Genomic DNA, 17,945 nt, shown 5'->3' with positions numbered 1-17,945 from the left:
CTGTCCGCACGACCCTCAATCGTCGACCGGCCCCGCGGTACAGAAGCTGCCGCCCTGGAAGCGCACCGCCGGATCGTCCGGATCACCCCGGGGCGTCGCGGCGAGAACCGCGTCGCGAAAGGCCGCCGCGCTGTCGACGGGGCGGAAGCCCAGGATGCGCGCGGCCCGATCGTCCCAGAAGGACGGGCCGTTATCCGAGGTCGGCATTGCGATCAGGTGGCCGACGCGCTCCGCCTCCAGGGCCTTGAACACCAGCTGGCGCAGATCGCGGTAGGACAGCCACGTGATCAGGTGGCGCCGATCGTTCGGTTCCGGAAAGCAGGAGCCAATCCGCAGGCAGACGGTCTCGATGCCGAACTTGTCGAAGTAGTAGCGCGACAGGCTCTCTCCGAAAGTCTTGCTCACGCCGTAGAGGCTGTCGGGCCGCACCGGCGCCGCCGCGTCGATCGGGGTGGTGCGCTCGTGGAAGCCGACTGTGTGGATCGAGCTGGCGTAGACGACCCGGCCGACGCCCCGCTGCCGGGCCGCCTCGTAGACGTTGTAGGTGCCGACGACATTGGACGGGAGGACGGACGACCAGGGTCCCTCCCGGCTCTGCCCGCCGAAATGGACGATCGCGTCGCAGCCCTCGGCGAGGTCCAGCAGGGCCGGACCGTCGGCGAGATCGGCCGGCCGGTCCTCCTCGTGCGCCGCGGGGTCGGCCACCGGAATGCGGTCGGTCAGCCGGAGATGGCTCGCCCAGGTCGCCCCATCCCGCCGCAGCTCCGTGCCCAGGGCGCCGGCGGCTCCGGTGAGCAGGACGCGGTGGTGGATCGGCATGGGACCTCCTCGCCGTGCGGGCCGGCGCGGCGTCGCATCAGGCGATGAGCTTGTCCAGGGTGATCGGCATCGAGCGCACGCGCCGGCCGGTCGCATGGTAGACCGCGTTGGCAATGGCGCCCGCGGTGCCGGTGATGCCGATCTCGCCGACGCCCTTGATGCCGAGCGGGTTCACGTGCGGATCGTGCTCCTCCACGAGGATCGCCTCGATGGACGGCACGTCGGCGTTCACCGGCACGTGGTACTCCCCGAGATTGGCGTTCATCACCCGGCCGGTGCGGGGATCGACCAGGGCGTTCTCGTGAAGCGCGAAGGACACGCCCCAGATCATCCCGCCGTAATACTGGCTCGTGACGAGGCGCGGATTGACGATGCGGCCCGCCGCGAAGGCGCCCACAAGCCGCGTGACGCGGATCTGACCCAGATCGGGATCGACGCTGACTTCCGCGAAGACCGCGCCGTGGGCGTGCATGGCGTAGGAGTCCCGCGCCGCCGGATCGGGCGAGCCCTGGCCGGAGGCCGACACCGACCCCCGGCCGGCACGCTCGAGAATCTCGGTGAAGGACTCGCTGCGGCCCGCGTCGTCGCGGCGCACGAGGCGCCCATCGCGGGCGTAGACGCCGGCATTGCCGGCACCGAACAGGGGCGAGCGCTCGTCGTTGGTGGCGAGATCGGAGAGTTGCGCCAGTGCCGCGGCGGCCGCGGCATGGATCGCCGAGCCGGCGGTCGCGGTGTGGGCCGAGCCGCCGGCGATGCCGCCATTCGGCAGGTCCGAGCTGCCGCTCCGGAAGTCGAGGCGATCGAGATCGATCCCCAGGCCGTCGGCGGCGATCTGGGCCAGGGCGGTCCAGGCCCCCTGGCCCATATCGTGGGCGCCGATAGCGACGGTGCCGGTGCCGTCGGCGCGGATCTCGGCCCGCGCCTCCGCCTGCATCATCAGGGCCGGGAACAGGGCGGTGCCGACCCCCCATCCGATCAGCCGCCCGGCCGCGTCGCGCATGGAGCGCGGGGCCGCTGAGCGCCGCTCCCAGCCGAAGCGCGCAGCGCCCTCCGCGTAGCAGGCGCGCAGGGCCTTCGAGGAGAAGGGCCGGCCGGAGATCGGCTCGGCCTCGGCGTAGTTCTTCAGCCGGAACGCCAACGGGTCGAGGCCGCAGGCCTCGGCCATCTCGTCGATCGCCGCCTCCAGGGCCGCGCTGCCCGAGGCCTCGCCGGGCGCGCGCATGAACAGGGGCGTGCCGGTATCGACCCGCACGCCCGAATGCCCCGTGGAGAGGGCGGGCGCCGCGTAGAGGTAGCGCGACAGGGCGCTCGCCGGCTCGTAGAATTCGTCGAAGCTGCTGGTGGCCGTGAGGGTGTGATGATCGAGGGCCGTCAGCGCCCCATCCGCATCGGTGCCGAGGCGCAGGGTCTGGCGGGTCTCGGCGCGGTGGCCGACGGGGCCGAACATCTGCTCGCGCCGCAGCACCAGCTTGACGGGACGTTCGACGAGCTTTGCCGCCATGACCCCGAGCACCTGCGGCCCGGACAGGAAGCCCTTCGATCCGAAGCCGCCGCCGAGGAAGGGCGAGCGGACCAGGATGTTCTTCGGACTGATCCCGAACAGGCCCGCGAGGCGCATCTGCGCCATGGCCATGCCCTGGCTCGGCGTGTCGACGGTGAGGCGGTCGCCGTCCCACTGCGCCACGATGGCGTGGGGCTCCATGGCGTTGTGATACTGCGCGGGCGTCTCGTAGACCGCCTCGATCCGCCGTCCGGCCCCGGCGAGGCCGGCCTCGACATCACCTCTCGCGGCACTGGTCTTGTCACCGGCGCCGACCGTTCGCGGCACGTGCGGGGTCTGGCCGTCGAGGCCGATGCGGGGAGCCTCGGTCTCGTAGCGGGGCGCCAGCAGCTCGGCCCCCTCGGTCGCCGCCTCCAGGGTTTCGGCGATCACCACCGCGATCGGCTGGTGGGCGTAGCGGACCCGGTCGCTCTGGAGCAGGTCCAGCTTGAACATGAAGGGATTGTCCTTCGCGTCCGGGTCGAGGGCGAGCCGTGGGGCGTTCTCGGGGGTCATCACGGCGACCACGCCCGGATGGGCGCGCGCCGCCGCCACATCGAGATGGGCCACCCGACCTCGGGCGATGCGGCTCACGGCGACCACCGCGTGCAGCATGCCCTCGGGACGGTTGTCGGCGGCGAAGGTGGCGCCCCCCGTGACCTTGAGCAGGCCGTCGCGGCGTGTCAGCGGCTGGCCGATGCTCGACCCGTGCCGGGCCTGCTCGATGGCGATGTCAGGCATGGAGCGGCTCCATCTCAGCGGCGAAGGCGGAGGCGGGCAGCGCCGGCATGCGCGCGGGCGTGCCGGCGGCGGCCCGTTGCAGCACCCGCACGATCAGCCGGCGGGCGAGTTCGATCTTGAAGGCGTTGTCGCCCGACGGCTTGGCCTCGGCGAGCGCCGCGTCGGCGGCTGTGCGGAAGGTCGCGTCGGATGTCTCACCGCCCGCCAGAGCGGCCTCGGCCTCCCGGGCGCGCCAAGGCTTGAGGGCGAGGCCGCCGAGGGCGAGGCGCCCCTCCGCGATCCGCGTGCCCTCAAGGCGCAGCGACGCGGCCGCCGAGACCACCGCGAAGGCGTAGGAGGTGCGGTCGCGGATCTTGAGATAGCGGGAATGGCCCGCGAAGCCGGCGGCCTGCGCAGGCAGCGTCAGGGCCACGATCAGGTCGCCCGGCGCCAGCACGCTCTCCCGCTCGGGCGTGTCGCCCGGCAGGCGATGGAAGGCTTCGAGGGGCACCGCGCGCGATCCGTTCCGGCCTTCGATCTCGACGCTCGCATCCAGGGCCACGAGGGGCACGCAGAAATCGGATGGATGGGTGGCGATGCAGGCCTCGCTCCAGCCGAGCACGGCGTGCAGCCGGGTCTCGCCGCCCCGTGCCTCGCAGCCTGCGCCGGGCTCGCGTTTGTTGCAGGCGCTGGCGGGGTCGTAGAAATAGGGGCAGCGGGTGCGCTGCATCAGGTTGCCGGCCACGGTCGCGGCATTGCGCAACTGGGCGGAGGCGCCCGACAGCAGCGCTTCGGCCACCGACGGATGCGCGCCCGCGAAATCCGGATCGTAGGCGAGGTCGCTGTTGCGCACGAGGGCGCCGATCCGGAACCCGCCGTCCGACACGGGCTCGATCCGGTCGAGGCCGGGCAGATGCGTCACGTCCACGAGACGGGTGGGGCGGGCGACGCCGCCCTTCATGAGATCGAGGAGGTTGGTGCCGGCGGCGAGATAGGCGGCGCCCGGCTCGGAGGCCGCTGCGACCGCCTCGGCGACGCTGGCGGCGCGGACGTAGTCGAAGCGGTTCATGCAGCAGTTCCCCGTTCCTCGGACGCCATCCGGTCCTGCGCCTCGAGCACGGCCTGGGTGATGCCGATATACGCGCCGCAGCGGCAGAGATTGCCGCTCATCGCCTCGCGCACCCGCTCGGGATCCTGGCCCGCATGGCCCTCGGCAATCAGGCCGACCGCGCTCATAATCTGACCCGGCGTGCAGAAGCCGCATTGGAAGCCGTCATGGGCGATGAAGGCCGCCTGCACCGGATGCAATGCGTCGCCCTGCGCCAGCCCCTCGATCGTCGTCACCTCGGCGCCGTCGAGGCTGATCGCCAGAGCGAGGCAGGCATTCACCCGCCGCCCGTTCACCAGGACGGTACAGGCGCCGCATTGGCCTCGGTCGCAGCCCTTCTTCGAGCCGGTCAGGCCGAGGCGCTCCCGCAAAAGGTCGAGGAGGGTGACGCGCGGATCGTCGAGAGCGACGACACGCCTCTCGCCGTTGACGCTCAAGGCGAGGGAGAGGCTCGTGGGCTGTGGCATGGGTCGGCCCCCAATCTGGAAGCGTTTCAATCAGCCCAGCCACACCTAGCTCAGAGCGTTGCTCCGGCTAGTGCGGTGCCGAAGCACTGCGGCACGATCGATCAGGCCCGGCCGGGTCGGCCGGGCCTCTGTCCTGCGCCTATTTCGGGAACTGCGCCGCGCTGGCGGCGTCCTTGCTCAACGGCTTGTCACCCGGCTGGACGCCGTTCTTGCTCAGGATCCACGCGGTGATCGGGTCGATCTGGTCGTCCGGCAGCGAGCCCGGTGCGTTCTGCGGCATGTTCTGCTGAATGTAATTGCGCAATTCGGCCACCGGCTTGCCGGCCCACTTCTCCTTGAACCCGTCGCCGACGAGCGCGGGACCCTGTGCACCCTGCATGTTCGGCCGGTGACACTGGGCGCAGTGGTTGTTGAACTTGGTGTGCCCGTCCTCCGCTTGCTCCTTTGAAAACGGGCTGGCATCGGCCAGCGCCGCGCTGGTGCCCAGGACGACGCTGAGTGTCAGGCCGGCGCAGATTGTCCGCACGCGCATCGAGCTTCCTCCGATCGGCCTCTTGCAGTGTCCGCGGGGCTCGGGCCGTTCGAGCGGGGCGCGGCTGACGGCGATCCGTGGCGTTCGGTCGCGGCGGGCCAACTCTTGAGACTTTCATAAGGATGCATGGTGCGTTGGAATTATTCGAAGATGTGATGGCAGGATCCGAGAGAACCACAGCGTATTGCACCGCCAAAATCCGAGTCTTGCACTGCGACTGGACCGCTTGCCCGACCGGAGCGCCGAGAAGGGTCGGTGGATCGGCAGGCCGCGCCGGCTCGGCGGGGCGGCCTGCCGATCCTCGACGCTCCTTGAAGAAAGGCGGGACGGGATAAAAGACCCGGGAAAATCAGGTATCGAGTTATGGGATATTTCGGTAATCAAGCGGACGGGCGCGGCGGGGTGGGAGCGGATCGGTGAAGGGGCGAGGCAGCTCGACGCGGTGGCTCGTCGGCGCGCTGGTCGTCGCCCTGTCCGGCCTTGCGCTCGCGGTCGAGCCCCGCTTGCTCGGCCATTTTCCGGACCTCGACGGCCTGCGCCGGGTGGCGGCGCAATGGCAGGGTGGCAGCGCCCCCGCTTCTCGGACGGCCCCCCCTGCGGCTCCTCCTGCAACCCTTTCCCGAAGCGATGCCCCCGTCGCCGGACCGGTCCAGCGCACGGCCCTGGAAGGCGGCCGGGTGGTGGTGCGCCTCGATGCCGAGGAGCGGGACCGGGTCGGCGTCGAGACCGCCCGGGTGGCGCCGATGCGCCATCGGATCGAGATCCAGGCCTATGGCAGCGTGCTGGATCTCGCCCGGGTGACCGACCTGACCAACGCCTATGCCAGCGCCCAGGCGATGCTGCGCACGGCCCAGGCCAAGGCCGACGTCTCGAAGAGCGCGCTCCAGCGGGCTCGCAGCCTCGGCCAATACGCCACCCAGGTCCAGGTCGAGACCGCGGAGGGCACCTATCAGACCGATCAGGCGGCCCTCTCGGCGGCGCAATCGCAGGTTCGCACCCTGGCGGCGACCGCCCAGCAAGAATGGGGGCCGGAGATCGGCCGGGCCATCGTCGAGCGCTCCTCCGCCGTCACCCGGCTGATCGAGCGCACCGAGTTCCTCGTGCAGGTCACGCTGCCGCCCGGCGAGACGCTGAAGGGCCGGCCCGATCTCGCCTTCGCCGAGGTGCCGCCCCAGAGCGAGCGGGTGGCCCTGCGCTACGTGTCCCCCGCGACGCGCACCGACCAGCGCATCCAGGGCGTCAGCCTGTTCTATACCGTGGCCGGCGACAGCGGCCTCCTGCCCGGCATGAGCACCCTGGCCTTCATCACCACCGACCGGGGCGCCAACGGCCTCCTCGTGCCGGAGGGCGCGGTGGTGCACTGGCAGGGCGGAGCGTGGTTCTACCGCGCCGTGGCCGACGGGGCCTTCGCCCGCCATCGCCTCCTGCCGGGTACGCCGATGTCGGCCGATTCCTTCGTGGTCGGCGACCTCGCGGAGGAGACCGAGATCGTCACGCAAGGGGCCCAGGCGCTCCTCTCGGAGGAGGCGCGGGCGCAGTCGCCGGCCCCCATGGACGACGACGACTGAGCATGTCCGCGCCCTCCCCGCATCTTGGGCCCCAGGCCGCCCTGGTCGCCTTCGCGGTGCGCTTCCCCGGCGTGGTCCTGGCGCTCGCCCTGGCGCTCGCGGTCTACGGCGCGATGGCCTTGGGCGAGGCCAAGTACGACGTCTTTCCCGAATTCGCCCCGCCGATGGTCACGGTGCAGACCGAGGCGCCGGGCCTGAGCCCGGAGCAGGTCGAGGTCATCGTCACCCAGACCATCGAAGGCGCGATCAACGGTTTGCCCGGGGTCGCCTCCCTGCGCTCGAACTCGATCCAGGGCCTGTCGGTGGTGAGCGCCACGTTCGACACCGGCAGCGACATCTACCGGGTGCGCCAACTCGTCAACGAGCGCCTCGCCGCGGTCGCCGGCCGCCTGCCCCAGGGCGTGATGCCGCCGGCCATGACGGCGCTGACCTCCTCCACCGGCACCGTGCTCCTCGTCGGGCTGACCTCGCAGACCCGCTCGCTCCTCGACCTGCGCACGGTGGCGGACTGGCGCTTGCGCCTGCGCCTGCTCGCGGTGCCCGGCATCGCCGAGGTTCTGGTCTACGGCGGTGATCTCCGCTCGATCCAGGTGCAGGTGCGCACGCACGACCTCGTGCGGTTCAATCTCGGCCTCAACGATGTGCTGGCGGCGGCCCGCAAGGCGACCGGCGTGCGCGGCGCGGGCTTCGTGGACACCGCCAATCAGCGCATCGCCCTTCAGACCGAGGGGCAATCGCTGACCCCGGAGGAAGTCGCCCGGACGGTCCTCGTGAACGAGGGCGGCGCCAGCGTGACGCTCGGCGACGTCGCCGAGGTGCGCGACGCTCCCGAGCCGCCGATCAGCGCCGCGCAGATCGACGGGCAGACCGGCGTGTTGCTGATGGTCGGCGCGCAGATCGGGGCCAACACCGTGGACGTCACCGCCCGCGTCGAGGCGGCGCTCGCGGAGCTGCGGCCGGGGCTGGAGCGCGAGGGCATCGCCCTGCGCGCCGACCTGTTCCGCCCGGCGAACTTCATCGCGGTGGCCAACGGCCACGTGATCCAGGCCCTGGCGCTCGGCGGCGTCCTCGTGACCGTGGTGCTGTTCCTGTTCCTGCTGGACTGGCGCACCAGCCTCGTCAGTGCGGTGGCGATTCCGCTCTCCCTGCTCGCGGCGGTGGTCGTGCTCGCCGCCCTCGGCGAGAGCCTCAACGCCATGACGCTGGGCGGGCTCGCCATCGCCATCGGCGAGGTGGTGGACGACGCGGTGATCGGCGTCGAGAACGTGGTCCGGCGCCTGCGGGAGAACCGTCGAATTCCCCTGCCCCGGCCCGGTGCCGAGATCGTCCTCGACGCCGTGATGGAGGTGCGGGTCTCGGTCACCTACGCGACCGTCGCGGTTCTGCTGGTCTTCCTGCCGGTGCTGGCGCTCACGGGGGTCGCCGGCCGCCTGTTCGGCCCGCTGGCGCTCGCCTACATCCTCGCCGTGCTGGCCTCCCTCGCAGTCGCGCTGACGCTGACGCCGGCGCTCTCCATGCTCCTCCTCGCCCGACGGCGCGACCTGCCCTCCCGCGATCCGCCGCTGATGCGGGCCTCGCGGTCGGCCTATGCCCGGCTGCTCGGCCGCATGGAGCGGCGCCCCCGCATGGTGATGGCGGCGGGCCTCGCCGCCGTTCTCGGCGCGGGTGCGCTCACGCCCTACTTCGGCGGTGCCTTCCTCCCGGACCTCAAGGAAGGCCACCTGATCCTGCACATGGCCGCTGCCCCGGGGACCTCGCTCGAGGAATCCCTGCGGCTCGGGCGGCACCTGACGGCACGGCTGAAACAGGTCCCCGGGGTGCGCACGGTCGCCCAACAGGTCGGACGGGCCGAGGCCGGCTACGATGTCGGCGGAACCCATTACAGCGAGATCCACATCGACCTGACCCCGGGCCTCGACGGGGACGGCCAGGAGCGGGCCGGGGCCGGCATCCGGGCCGTGATGGCGGCGACGCCGGGGGCGAGCTTCTCGCTCAAGACCTTCCTGACCGAGCGCATCGAGGAGACGGTCTCGGGCTTCACCGCACCGGTCGCGGTCCATGTCTTCGGCAACGACCTGGAGCGGATCGAGGCCGCCGCCCGGGACGTCGCCCGCGAACTCGCCGAAGTGCGCGGGGCGGCCGACGTGCAACTCGCCTCACCGGCGGGGCTGCCGCAGGTCAACGTATCCCTGCGCGCCAGCGACCTGCGCCATTGGGGCCTCGATGCCGTCGAGGTGCTGGAGATCGTGCGCACCGCCTATCAGGGCGACGTGGTGGGCCAAGCCTACCAGGGCAACGCGGTGTTCAACGTCATCGTCATCCTGGAACGCGCCGCCCGGACGCGGATCTTCGCGATCGGCGACCTGCCGATCCGGGTGCGGGGCGGCAGCTTCATTCGCCTCTCCCAGGTCGCCGACATCTACGAGACCTCAGGACGCTACGCCGTGCAGCACCGCGGCGCGCAGCGGGTGCAGACGATCACGTCCAATGTCGAGGAGCGGGACGTCGCCTCCTTCGTCGAGGCGGCCCAGCGCAAGATCGCCCGCGAGGTCAAGCTGCCCGATGGCGTCTATGTGAGCTTCACCGGCTCGGCGGAAGCACAGGCCCGGGCCCGGCGCGACCTGATCGCCTATTCGGGCCTCGCCGGCCTCGGCATCGTGGTGTTGCTGGCGGTCGTCACCGGATCGACCCGCAACCTCATTCTGGTGCTGGTCAACCTGCCCTTCGCCTTCGTCGGCGGCGTCATCGCCGTGGCGATGTCGGGCGCAGTCGTCTCGCTCGGCTCCATTGTCGGCTTCGTGACCCTGTTCGGCATTTCATTGCGCAACACCATCATGATGATGTCGCATTACGAGCACCTCACGACTGTCGAGGGCCAGGTATGGGGGCCGGAAACCGCGATCGCGGGCGCGGCAGATCGTCTCGTGCCGATCCTGATGACGTCGCTCGTCACCGGCCTCGGCCTGCTTCCGCTGGCGCTCGGCGCGGGCGAGCCGGGCCGCGAGATCGAAGGTCCGATGGCTCTGGTGATCCTCGGAGGCCTCGCGAGTTCGACGGTTCTAAACCTCCTGATCCTTCCGACGCTTGCCCTGCGCTACGGCGGCTTCCGCCGCGTCGGGGCTTCGGAGGCGGCGCGCGAACCGGTGGCCGGGGTCTGAACTCGGCCGTCCGCACTGAGCGGGCGGAGTTCCCTTACATTTGCCATTCTACGTTCCGGCGGAGGCATTGGACTTGAGTGTTCCGGCCTCAATACCCACAAGCCATGCGTAGTTTTTCAGAATCGTCTCTTGCATCATTTCGCGACGCGTATGATCTTCGCGAGCGGGGGCCTCTGGAGCGGACAAGCAGAATGACGGAAGAAAACCAAAAATCGTTCAACGACTTCGTAGAGCTCGCGAGCGACATCGTCTCGTCCTATGTGTCGAACAACTCGGTGCCTGCATCTGAGCTTCCGGCCTTGATCATCAACGTGCACGTGGCACTGACCAGCCTGGGCGGGACCGCCGTTGCCGCGGCGCCGGCTGAGGAGGTCGTCGAGAAGCCGACCCCGGCTCAGGTCCGCAAGTCCGTGACGCCGGACGCGATCATCAGCTTCATCGACGGCAAGCCGTACAAGACGCTGAAGCGTCACCTCGGCACGCACGGTCTCGATCCGTACTCCTATCGCCAGCGGTACAACCTGCCGAACGACTATCCGATGGTCGCGCCGAACTACGCCGCGCAGCGTTCGGCCCTGGCCAAGTCGATCGGTCTCGGCCGCCCGGGTGCCCGCGCGGAGGAGCCGCAGCCCGAGACGAAGCCCCGTTCCCGCCAGAAGGTCGCCTGACCCGGCGCGGCGCGATCCTCGGTGCGGCGCCCCTCGGGATCGTGACGCCCGGCTCAGGGCTCCTTGGTGTCCTTCGCCGCTTCACTTCCCTATGGTCCGGAACGATGGGCGAACCTTTCGTCCGTCCCCCCGGCGGGCGGCCGAGACGGGATATCAATGGCGAGCGCGGCCTATCTCCTTCTCGACGTGGCGGGCATTCCCTGTGCCCTGCCGCAATCCGACATCCGCGAGGTCCTGCCGCTCCCGCGCCTGCACGCGCCGCCGGAAGCGGGAGGGCCGCTCGCGGGTCTGCTCAACCTCGGGGGCGCGCCCGTGCCGGTGGTCGATCTGGCGGCCTTGTTCGGCCTGCGCGCCACCGATCCGAGCGACCCCTATCGCCACGTGGTCCTGGCCGGCGACCGCCGCCTCGGCCTCCTCGTCGACCGGGCCCTGGACATGGTGCGGGTTCCGGAGGGGAGCCTGCGTCCGGTCGCGCCCGACCGCAGCCTGAACGGCTGCGTCGTCGCTGAATTCGCCCAAGGGTCTGGGCAAGGGGCTGGGCAAGGGTCCAGGCTCGTGCATCTTCTCTCGCTGGCCCGCATCCTCTCCCGGGAGGAGCGCGTTCGCCTCGACGCTCTGGCCGAGCGCGCCCGCGCCCGCCTGACCCACTTCGCGGTGACGGGGGCGGCCTGAGGCCTGCCGTGATGGGGCCGGTCGAACGGACGCGGCGCGCCGGGGGCGCGGCCGCCGATGCCGGGTTCCCGGTCCTGAAGGCGCGGGTCATCGCCCGAACCGGGCACAATTACTACGCCGACAAGGACGACCTGCTCCACGACCGGGTCCGCCGCCGCCTGAAGGTCTGCGGGCTGCCCGACTGCACGGCCTATCTGGCTCTGCTCGACGGGCCCGGCGGACGCGAGGAGTGGGTGGAGCTGGAAGCCGAGATCACCATCGGCGAGACGTTCTTCTTCCGCTATGCCGAGCAATTCGAGGCGTTGCGCGACACGATCCTGCCGGACCTGATCGCCGCACGGCGGGCCACCCGGACCCTGCGGATCTGGAGCGCGGGCTGCTCCACTGGTGCCGAGCCCTATTCCCTGGCGATCCTCGTTCACGAACTCCTCGGTGAGGCCCTGCCGGACTGGTCGGTGACGATCCTCGGCACCGACATCAGCGAGGCCGCCCTCGCCACCGCCCGCGCGGCCGAGTTCGGCCCCTGGGCGCTCCGGACTCTCGGTGAGCCCGAACGCGTCCGCTGGTTCCGCAACACGCCGGCCCGGCCCGGTCAGCCGAGGGGCGGTTACGCCCTGCGCGCCGTCTACCGCCGCATGGTCCGGTTCGAACGGCAAAATCTGCTCGCCCTGATCGAGGCCGTGGCCCCGGGCGCCGCCTACGACCTGATCCTCTGCCGCAACGTGCTGATCTACTTCAGCGCGGACCATGTGAACCGCATCGTGCGGGCGCTGGGTCAAAGGCTCGAAGGCGGCGGCTGGCTGCTGATCGGCCACGCCGAGCCCAATCCGGCCTTCGGACAATGGCTGGAGCCGGTGGCCCTGCCCGGTACCGTCGCCTACCGCCCGACCGGGACGGTGACCGCCCCCTCGTCCGCACCGCCCGCCTTCGTCCCCGCTCCGGTCGTGCCCGCTCCCGCCGTGGTTCCCGTCGTCCCGGCGCCGCCCCCGGTGGTGGTGCCGGCTCCGGCCACGCGGCCGTCGATCGAGGGAGACCGGCCGGATGACGGCGAGCCCGGCGCCTCGCCCGCCGCCCTGCGCGACAGCGTCCGAAGCCTCGCCGATTCCGGCAAGACCGCGCAGGCTTGGCGCGTTCTCCAGGAGGGTCTCGCGGCGTATGGCACCGACCCGGCCCTGCGCTACTACGAGGGCTTGCTCGCGCTCGATCTCGGTCGCGAGGCGGACGCCGAGCAGGCCCTCCGGCGGGCCCTGTTCCTCGACCGGGGCTTCGTCATGGCCCATTACCAGCTCGGCCTGCTCCTGGCCCGGAGCGGACGTCCATCCCAGGCGGCCCGTGCCCTCGACAACGCGCTGCGCCTCGCGCAAGGACTGCCGCCCGGGATGGGGCTGCCGGAGGGAGATGGGGTGAGCGCCGCACGCATGGCCGAGAACGCGCGGGCGCTGCTGGCCGGAATCGCCGGAGCCACCCCATGAGCGAGACCGCCCTCTCCGTCCGCACCGCCGCGCTGCTCGACGCCCGCGCCGCCGCCCTGGCCGGACGGACGATCGACCAGGCGCCCGCGGCGGCGGTGACCGCGTTCCTCGTCTGCGCCTGCGGTCCGGAACGCTACGGCCTGCCGCTCGCGGCGGTGGCCGGCGTGACGCCGGAGCGGCCCTGCACGGCCCTGCCCGGGGCGCCCGCGACATTCCGGGGCATCGCAGCGACGGCCGGTGTGATCGTCAGCGTGCTCGATCTCTCCGCCTGCCTCGGCCTCGACGGCGCAGGCGGCGCGAGCGGCCATTTCGTGCGGCTTCGGGGGCCGGATCCGCCGGTCGTCCTCGCCGTGGACCGGGTGGTCGGCATCGCCCAGATCGAGGCGGCGGCGCTGCATTCCGATCCGTCGGAGGCGCAGGCTCTGGGAGGCCGGCCGCTTCTCGGCTATGCCCCTCCGGGTTCGGACCGGACGGGCGATGTCCGCGACGGTTTCGCGATCCTCGACCTGCCGGCTCTGCTGGCCCGCTTCCTCGCCTGACCCACCCGAACCCGCCGCCCCTTTCTGACCCGCCGGAGCCATCGTACGCCCGTGTCGCTCTCGATCGGAAAACGCATTCTCCTCGGCTTCGTGGCGGCGAGCCTCATCGTGGCGATGCTCGGAGCCTACGCGCTCCGGCAGATCGCCACCGTGCGCGACATGACGGACCTGATCGTGGCCCGGGACATCGCCGTGCTGCGCCAGCTCGACGACCTCGGCAACATCTCGCGCAACATGGGGCTCGTGCGCCGCAACGCGGTGATTTCGGTGCTGGCCCAGGCGCAGAACGCCGCCCCGATGCGCCAGCAGGACGAGTTTCTGGGCAGCTGGCGCCAGAACGCCACGGAGCTGGAGCGGCTGCTCAGCGTCATCACGGCGGAGATCAAGGAATACCGCGCCGCCTCGATCTCGACCGACCGGACCACCGCCTGGATCCGCCTCGGCGGGGTGATCGACGAGGTGTCCGAGGGGTTCCGGCAGGTGCGCGCGGCGAGCGAGGTCCAGCTTCAGGCGGTCAACGCCCGGGACGTGGCCACCGTCGAGGCCCGTAACGAGGAGATCAACCGCCTGCATGACGGACTCCTGCGCGGCATCGCCAATGCCCGCATCGCCCTCGACGGCGTGATCAGCGCGGGGCAGCGCAGCGTGCGCGAGGTCTACGAGGCGAGCCGCCTGTCGATCGCGCTCACCGTCCTCGCCTCGATGATTCTCTCGGTTCTCGTCACGATTCTCATCAGCCGCGCCGTGGTGCGTCCGCTGGAGGAGGTGATGCGCTTCGTCGAGCGCATCGGTTCCGGCGACCTGACGGGACGCATCGCCCGCACCGGACAGGACGAGATCGGCCGCCTCAGCGCCACCCTCAATGGCATGACGGCGGGGCTGGCCGATCTCGCCCGCACCAACCGGGCGGCGACCACCGACCTCAACGCCGCGGCGGCCGAGATCCGCGCCTCCGCCCAGGAGCAGGCGGCCAGCGTCGAGGAGCAGTTCGCCGCCGTGCAGGAGACCGCCGCGACGGTCGACGAGATCACCCATTCGGGGGCGCAGATCTCGAAGCGGGCGAGTGAGGTCATCGCGTCGGCCCAGGCCGCGGCCCAGACCGCCCGCTCGGGGCTGCGGGCGGCGACCGATACCGCCAAGGCGATGGACTCGATCCGCGAGCAGGGCGAGGCGGTCGCCGGCAACATCGTCGCGCTGTCGGAGAAGACCCAGGCGATCGGCGAGATCATCGTCACGGTCAACGATATCTCCGAGCGCACGCATCTGCTGGCGCTCAACGCCGCGATCGAGGCGGCCGCGGCGGGCGAGAGCGGGCGCAGCTTCGCCGTCGTCGCCTCCGAGATGAAGCTCCTCGCCGATCAGGCCAAGGCGGCGACGACGCAGGTCCGGATGATCCTCTCGGAGATCCAGCGCGGCATCAATTCGTCGGTCATGCTGACCGAGGAAGCGGTGAAGCGCGCCGCCACCGGAAAGTCCCGCACCGACGCCACCGTGCGCACCATCGAGGAGATGGCCGCCCGCGTGGAGGAAGGCGTGCAGACCTTCCAGCAGATCGTCGCCTCGACGAACCAGCAGCAGCTCGGCATCGAGCAGGTGATGGGCGCCCTCCAGAACATCCGGCAGGCGAGCCAGCAGACGGCCGCCGGCACCCGCGAGGTCGAGACGGCGTCCGCCAACCTCACCGAACTCGCGCAGGGTCTGATGGCTCTGGCCGAGCGCTACCGTCTCTGAGGAGGGCGCCTCCCCTCGCCTCGCTTGGGCGGGGGAAACCCCGTCGCGGCGGCGCCCGGTCGGAGGGCGTCGCCATTGGCCCTACGCCTCCGTGTAGCCGCCCATGGCGCAGACCCGGGCCCATTCGGCCGCCGTCACCGGCTGGACCGAGAGGCGCGAGTTCGTCACCAGCGCCATGCCGGCCAAGTCCGGCTCCGCCTTGATCGCGTCGAGGGTGACCGGTCGCGGCATCGGGGCGACCGCCCGCACATCGACCATGCCGAAGCGCCCGCTCGCGTCGGTGTGGTCGGGATAATAGGGTCGGATCACCGCGACGATGCCGACCACGGCCTTGCCCTCGTTCGAGTGGTAGAAGAAGCCGCGCTCGCCGACCTGCATCGCCTGCATCTGGTTCTTGGCGAGGTGGTTGCGCACGCCATTCCAGAAGGTGCCCCCCTCCCCGGCCGCGACCTGCTGATCCCAGGACCAGGTCGAGGGTTCGGACTTGAACAGCCAGTAACTGCTTTTCATGATGTTTTATACCGCAGAGATGTCACTGGTTTTTACTCCTGTTGAAATCCGGATGTCGCCGGAGCCATTCTTCCAGTGAAACGCTGGATCTATCATTTGCTAGGCTCCGCATGCCATCGAAATACTCTTTATTGTAATTTCCGGCATCATTAGACAGCAAAAATCCTGGCAAAACTGTTGAGTCTTTTCCATAAATTTGCGGAACTAAGTAGGTGCTCCCCGATTTTTCGGTTGGATCGAACATATAGATCCGTGATGTAAATTGACGGGTTGTAAATCTTATGGAGAGCGTTGAGCATATTTTTTCTTTTGACCGGTTTTCTTGCAGCGCAATGAGGGCGCTGATATTTTCGTTGACAATATAATGTAGCCTTTTTTCTTCATATCCCATTGTGCGGGCAACAAAACTCAAATCTTCAGTATCAGGGTTGAGGGAAACAAAGTTTACACTGACGCAATCTTCAAGTTTTTTCAACAAAACGTCTTGAAAGGCGGGAATCGATATATAAAAAGACGTCCCAAAAAACCATATTTATTTTTTTGATTTTTCCATGTAATGTTTCATCCGACCTTCTTCGGATGATAAAAAATCATTCGACCTCCTGAAGACTGCGATCAATCCAACGTTTCCATTGCCGGAAATAACATATTTGGCAAAATAACTTTGTATCCCTGGGAACTGACTGATTGCTGTTACGAGCGCCCCAATAGTTGTGACAAGTCCAACAACTGCGCTCAACGTGTTCGAAAGTGTGAAAATATTTTTTGTCATAAAGTATCCCTCGCTTTCAGGCGGACTATATTTGTGAGATTTTAACTTCTTGAATAAATTGTGATTTTGTCAATGGGCGCATAATATGGCGATTATGCAATATTTGACAATTAAACTTCTATTTACCGACAGAATAAGAAGTAAGTATTTCCATAAATAACAATATTTCGATTTTTCTGAGTTACAACGATTCGTCCCAAAAGGCGAGGCTGTCGCCGTTGATCGGCGCGCCCGCCGCACGGTTGCGCTCCGTCACCTGGGCATGGAACGCCGCCGCCGTCTCACCGCCCAGCAGGTCGCGCACCGCGGTGAGGATGCGGGTGATGCGCAGATGGTTGTGGTCGTAGGGGCGCAGCCAGAAATCGGTATCCGCGTAGAAGCGCGCCATCCGCGCCAGCACCTCACCGAGGCCGCGCCGGGCCGCCGCGTCCGCCCGGATCGCCGCCGCCTCCGCCTCGGTCAGAACCGGGGCGCCCGGCACCGCGCGGCTCGCTTCGGCCAGGGGAAAGCACCACTGGATGAAGTCGTGGACGCCCTCGATGCGGGCATCGTCGAAGGCGAGCACGTCGGCGAGGCGGCGTCCGCTGCCGTCGCGCCCCTGGCCCGCGAGAAACGCGTGGATCGGTCCGGCCGCCGCCGTCATTCCACCTCTCCCTTGAGCGGGCGGGACAGCAATCGCGCCATCGCGGCCTCGACGGTCAGCGCGCCGGCGACCACCGCCGCCACCGCCTCGGCCACCGGCATCTCGACGGAGCGGGCCCGGGCGAGGCCCACCAGGGCGGCGGCGGTGAAGGCGCCCTCGGCGAGCTTGCCGCCCGAGGCCGCCTCCGGCGAGGCCCCCTGCCCCAACCGCTCGCCGAAGGCGAAGTTGCGCGATTGCGACGAGGAGGCGGTGAGCACGAGGTCGCCGAGGCCCGACAGGCCCATCAGCGTCTCGGCCCGGCCCCCATAGGTGCGGGCGAAGCGCATCAGCTCGGCGAAGGCCCGGGCGATGAGGGCCGCCTGGGCGCTCTCGCCGAGCCCCCGCCCCGCGACGATGCCCGAGGCGATGGCCAGCACGTTCTTGCCCGCGCCGCCGATCTCGACGCCGCGTACATCGTCGGTGTGGTAGAGCCGGAAGGCCGGACCCGAGAGCAGGCCGGCGAGATGCGCCGCCCGGCGCCCGTCGGCGCAGGCGAGCGTCACCGCCGTCGGTAGGCCGCGGGCGACATCGCCGGCGAAGCTCGGGCCCGAGAGCACCGCCACCGGTGCGTCCGGCCCCAGCACATCGGCGGCGACCGCGCTGGTGAAGGCGTCGCTGCCGCGCTCGATCCCCTTGGCGCAGAGCACGATCGACGCGCCCGGACGCAGCGCGGGCGACAGGTCCCCGAGAACGGCGCGCAGGGTCTGGGCGGGCACGACGAGGAGCACGGTCGCGGCGTCCCCAAGCGCGCCGGCATCGGCGGTCGCCCGGACCTTCTCGTGCAGGCCGATGCCCGGCAGGTAGCGGGCATTGGTGCGATCCTCCTGGATCCGGGCTGCAGCCTCGGCGTCGCGCATCCAGAGGATGACCGGACGGCCCGCTGTCGCGGCCGCATTGGCGAGCGCCGTGCCCCAGGCCCCTCCCCCGATCACCGCCACGCCGCCGCGATCCTCCATCGACGCCTGTCCCATCTCGCCGCTCCGTCAG

General features: G+C 69.6%; 16 protein-coding genes. 7 read left to right on the top strand and 9 right to left on the bottom strand.

The window, feature by feature from the left end; genetic code table 11:
* Positions 1-15: 15 nt before the first annotated feature.
* From LW587_RS02940 to LW587_RS02920, 5 genes are all read right to left on the bottom strand, one after another.
* A complete protein-coding gene (locus tag LW587_RS02940) occupies positions 16-819 on the bottom strand; it encodes an NAD-dependent epimerase/dehydratase family protein (protein ID WP_232628108.1) in 804 nt (267 codons plus the stop codon).
* A gap of 37 nt (positions 820-856) precedes the next feature.
* Entirely contained in the window at positions 857-3,100 is a 2,244-nt protein-coding gene (locus LW587_RS02935) for a xanthine dehydrogenase family protein molybdopterin-binding subunit (RefSeq protein ID WP_232628107.1), read from the bottom strand.
* The gene (locus LW587_RS02930) at positions 3,093-4,148 is read right to left on the bottom strand and encodes an FAD binding domain-containing protein (RefSeq protein ID WP_232628106.1); all 1,056 of its coding nucleotides are present in this window, start codon (positions 4,146-4,148) and stop codon (positions 3,093-3,095) included. The genes LW587_RS02935 and LW587_RS02930 overlap by 8 nt, the downstream gene beginning before the upstream one ends.
* Positions 4,145-4,654, bottom strand: coding sequence for a (2Fe-2S)-binding protein (locus tag LW587_RS02925; protein WP_232628105.1), 510 nt, complete (start codon positions 4,652-4,654; stop codon positions 4,145-4,147). The genes LW587_RS02930 and LW587_RS02925 overlap by 4 nt, the downstream gene beginning before the upstream one ends.
* Before the next feature lie 139 nt (positions 4,655-4,793).
* Positions 4,794-5,186, bottom strand: coding sequence for a c-type cytochrome (locus tag LW587_RS02920; RefSeq protein ID WP_232628104.1), 393 nt, complete (start codon positions 5,184-5,186; stop codon positions 4,794-4,796).
* Between the two features lie 416 nt (positions 5,187-5,602).
* On the opposite strand from LW587_RS02920, the gene LW587_RS02915 reads away from it, so the two are divergent.
* The 7 genes from LW587_RS02915 to LW587_RS02885 all read left to right on the top strand — a co-directional run bounded on the left by LW587_RS02915 (position 5,603) and on the right by LW587_RS02885 (position 14,994).
* Entirely contained in the window at positions 5,603-6,754 is a 1,152-nt protein-coding gene (locus LW587_RS02915) for an efflux RND transporter periplasmic adaptor subunit (protein ID WP_442919085.1), read from the top strand.
* Between the two features lie 2 nt (positions 6,755-6,756).
* Positions 6,757-9,912, top strand: coding sequence for an efflux RND transporter permease subunit (locus tag LW587_RS02910; protein WP_232628103.1), 3,156 nt, complete (start codon positions 6,757-6,759; stop codon positions 9,910-9,912).
* A 191-nt stretch (positions 9,913-10,103) separates the two neighbouring features.
* Positions 10,104-10,580, top strand: coding sequence for a MucR family transcriptional regulator (locus LW587_RS02905; RefSeq protein WP_232628102.1), 477 nt, complete (start codon positions 10,104-10,106; stop codon positions 10,578-10,580).
* 156 nt (positions 10,581-10,736) lie between these two features.
* The gene (locus LW587_RS02900; RefSeq protein ID WP_232628101.1) at positions 10,737-11,252 is read left to right on the top strand and encodes a chemotaxis protein CheW; all 516 of its coding nucleotides are present in this window, start codon (positions 10,737-10,739) and stop codon (positions 11,250-11,252) included.
* Between the two features lie 8 nt (positions 11,253-11,260).
* Complete coding sequence (locus LW587_RS02895) at positions 11,261-12,724, top strand: CheR family methyltransferase (protein ID WP_232628100.1); 1,464 nt, start codon at positions 11,261-11,263, stop codon at positions 12,722-12,724.
* Positions 12,721-13,263 carry a chemotaxis protein CheW gene (locus LW587_RS02890; protein ID WP_232628099.1) on the top strand — a complete coding sequence of 181 codons (543 nt, stop codon included), beginning with the start codon at positions 12,721-12,723 and terminating at the stop codon, positions 13,261-13,263. The genes LW587_RS02895 and LW587_RS02890 overlap by 4 nt, the downstream gene beginning before the upstream one ends.
* 51 nt (positions 13,264-13,314) lie before the next feature.
* The gene (locus LW587_RS02885; protein ID WP_232628098.1) at positions 13,315-14,994 is read left to right on the top strand and encodes a methyl-accepting chemotaxis protein; all 1,680 of its coding nucleotides are present in this window, start codon (positions 13,315-13,317) and stop codon (positions 14,992-14,994) included.
* Positions 14,995-15,075: 81 nt separating this feature from the next.
* On the opposite strand, the gene LW587_RS02880 is transcribed toward LW587_RS02885, so the two are convergent.
* From LW587_RS02880 to LW587_RS02865, 4 genes are all read right to left on the bottom strand, one after another.
* On the bottom strand, positions 15,076-15,504 hold the full coding sequence (locus LW587_RS02880) for an EVE domain-containing protein (RefSeq protein WP_232628097.1): 429 nt from the start codon (positions 15,502-15,504) through the stop codon (positions 15,076-15,078).
* 22 nt (positions 15,505-15,526) lie between these two features.
* Positions 15,527-15,979 (bottom strand): hypothetical protein, encoded by a 453-nt coding sequence (locus LW587_RS02875; protein ID WP_232628096.1) that lies wholly within the window; start codon positions 15,977-15,979, stop codon positions 15,527-15,529.
* A 478-nt stretch (positions 15,980-16,457) separates the two neighbouring features.
* The gene (locus LW587_RS02870; protein ID WP_232628095.1) at positions 16,458-16,919 is read right to left on the bottom strand and encodes an opioid growth factor receptor-related protein; all 462 of its coding nucleotides are present in this window, start codon (positions 16,917-16,919) and stop codon (positions 16,458-16,460) included.
* Positions 16,916-17,914: an NAD(P)H-dependent glycerol-3-phosphate dehydrogenase gene (locus LW587_RS02865; protein ID WP_232628207.1), complete on the bottom strand. Its 999-nt coding sequence runs from the start codon at positions 17,912-17,914 to the stop codon at positions 16,916-16,918. The genes LW587_RS02870 and LW587_RS02865 overlap by 4 nt, the downstream gene beginning before the upstream one ends.
* Between the last annotated feature and the right edge of the window lie 31 nt (positions 17,915-17,945).

Origin of the sequence: Methylobacterium sp. Leaf118, from assembly GCF_920984675.1 — a bacterium.
Lineage (GTDB): Bacteria > Pseudomonadota > Alphaproteobacteria > Rhizobiales > Beijerinckiaceae > Methylobacterium.
The sequence above is the reverse complement of the archived record's forward strand: the minus strand, read 5'-3'. Positions and strand labels throughout refer to the sequence as shown.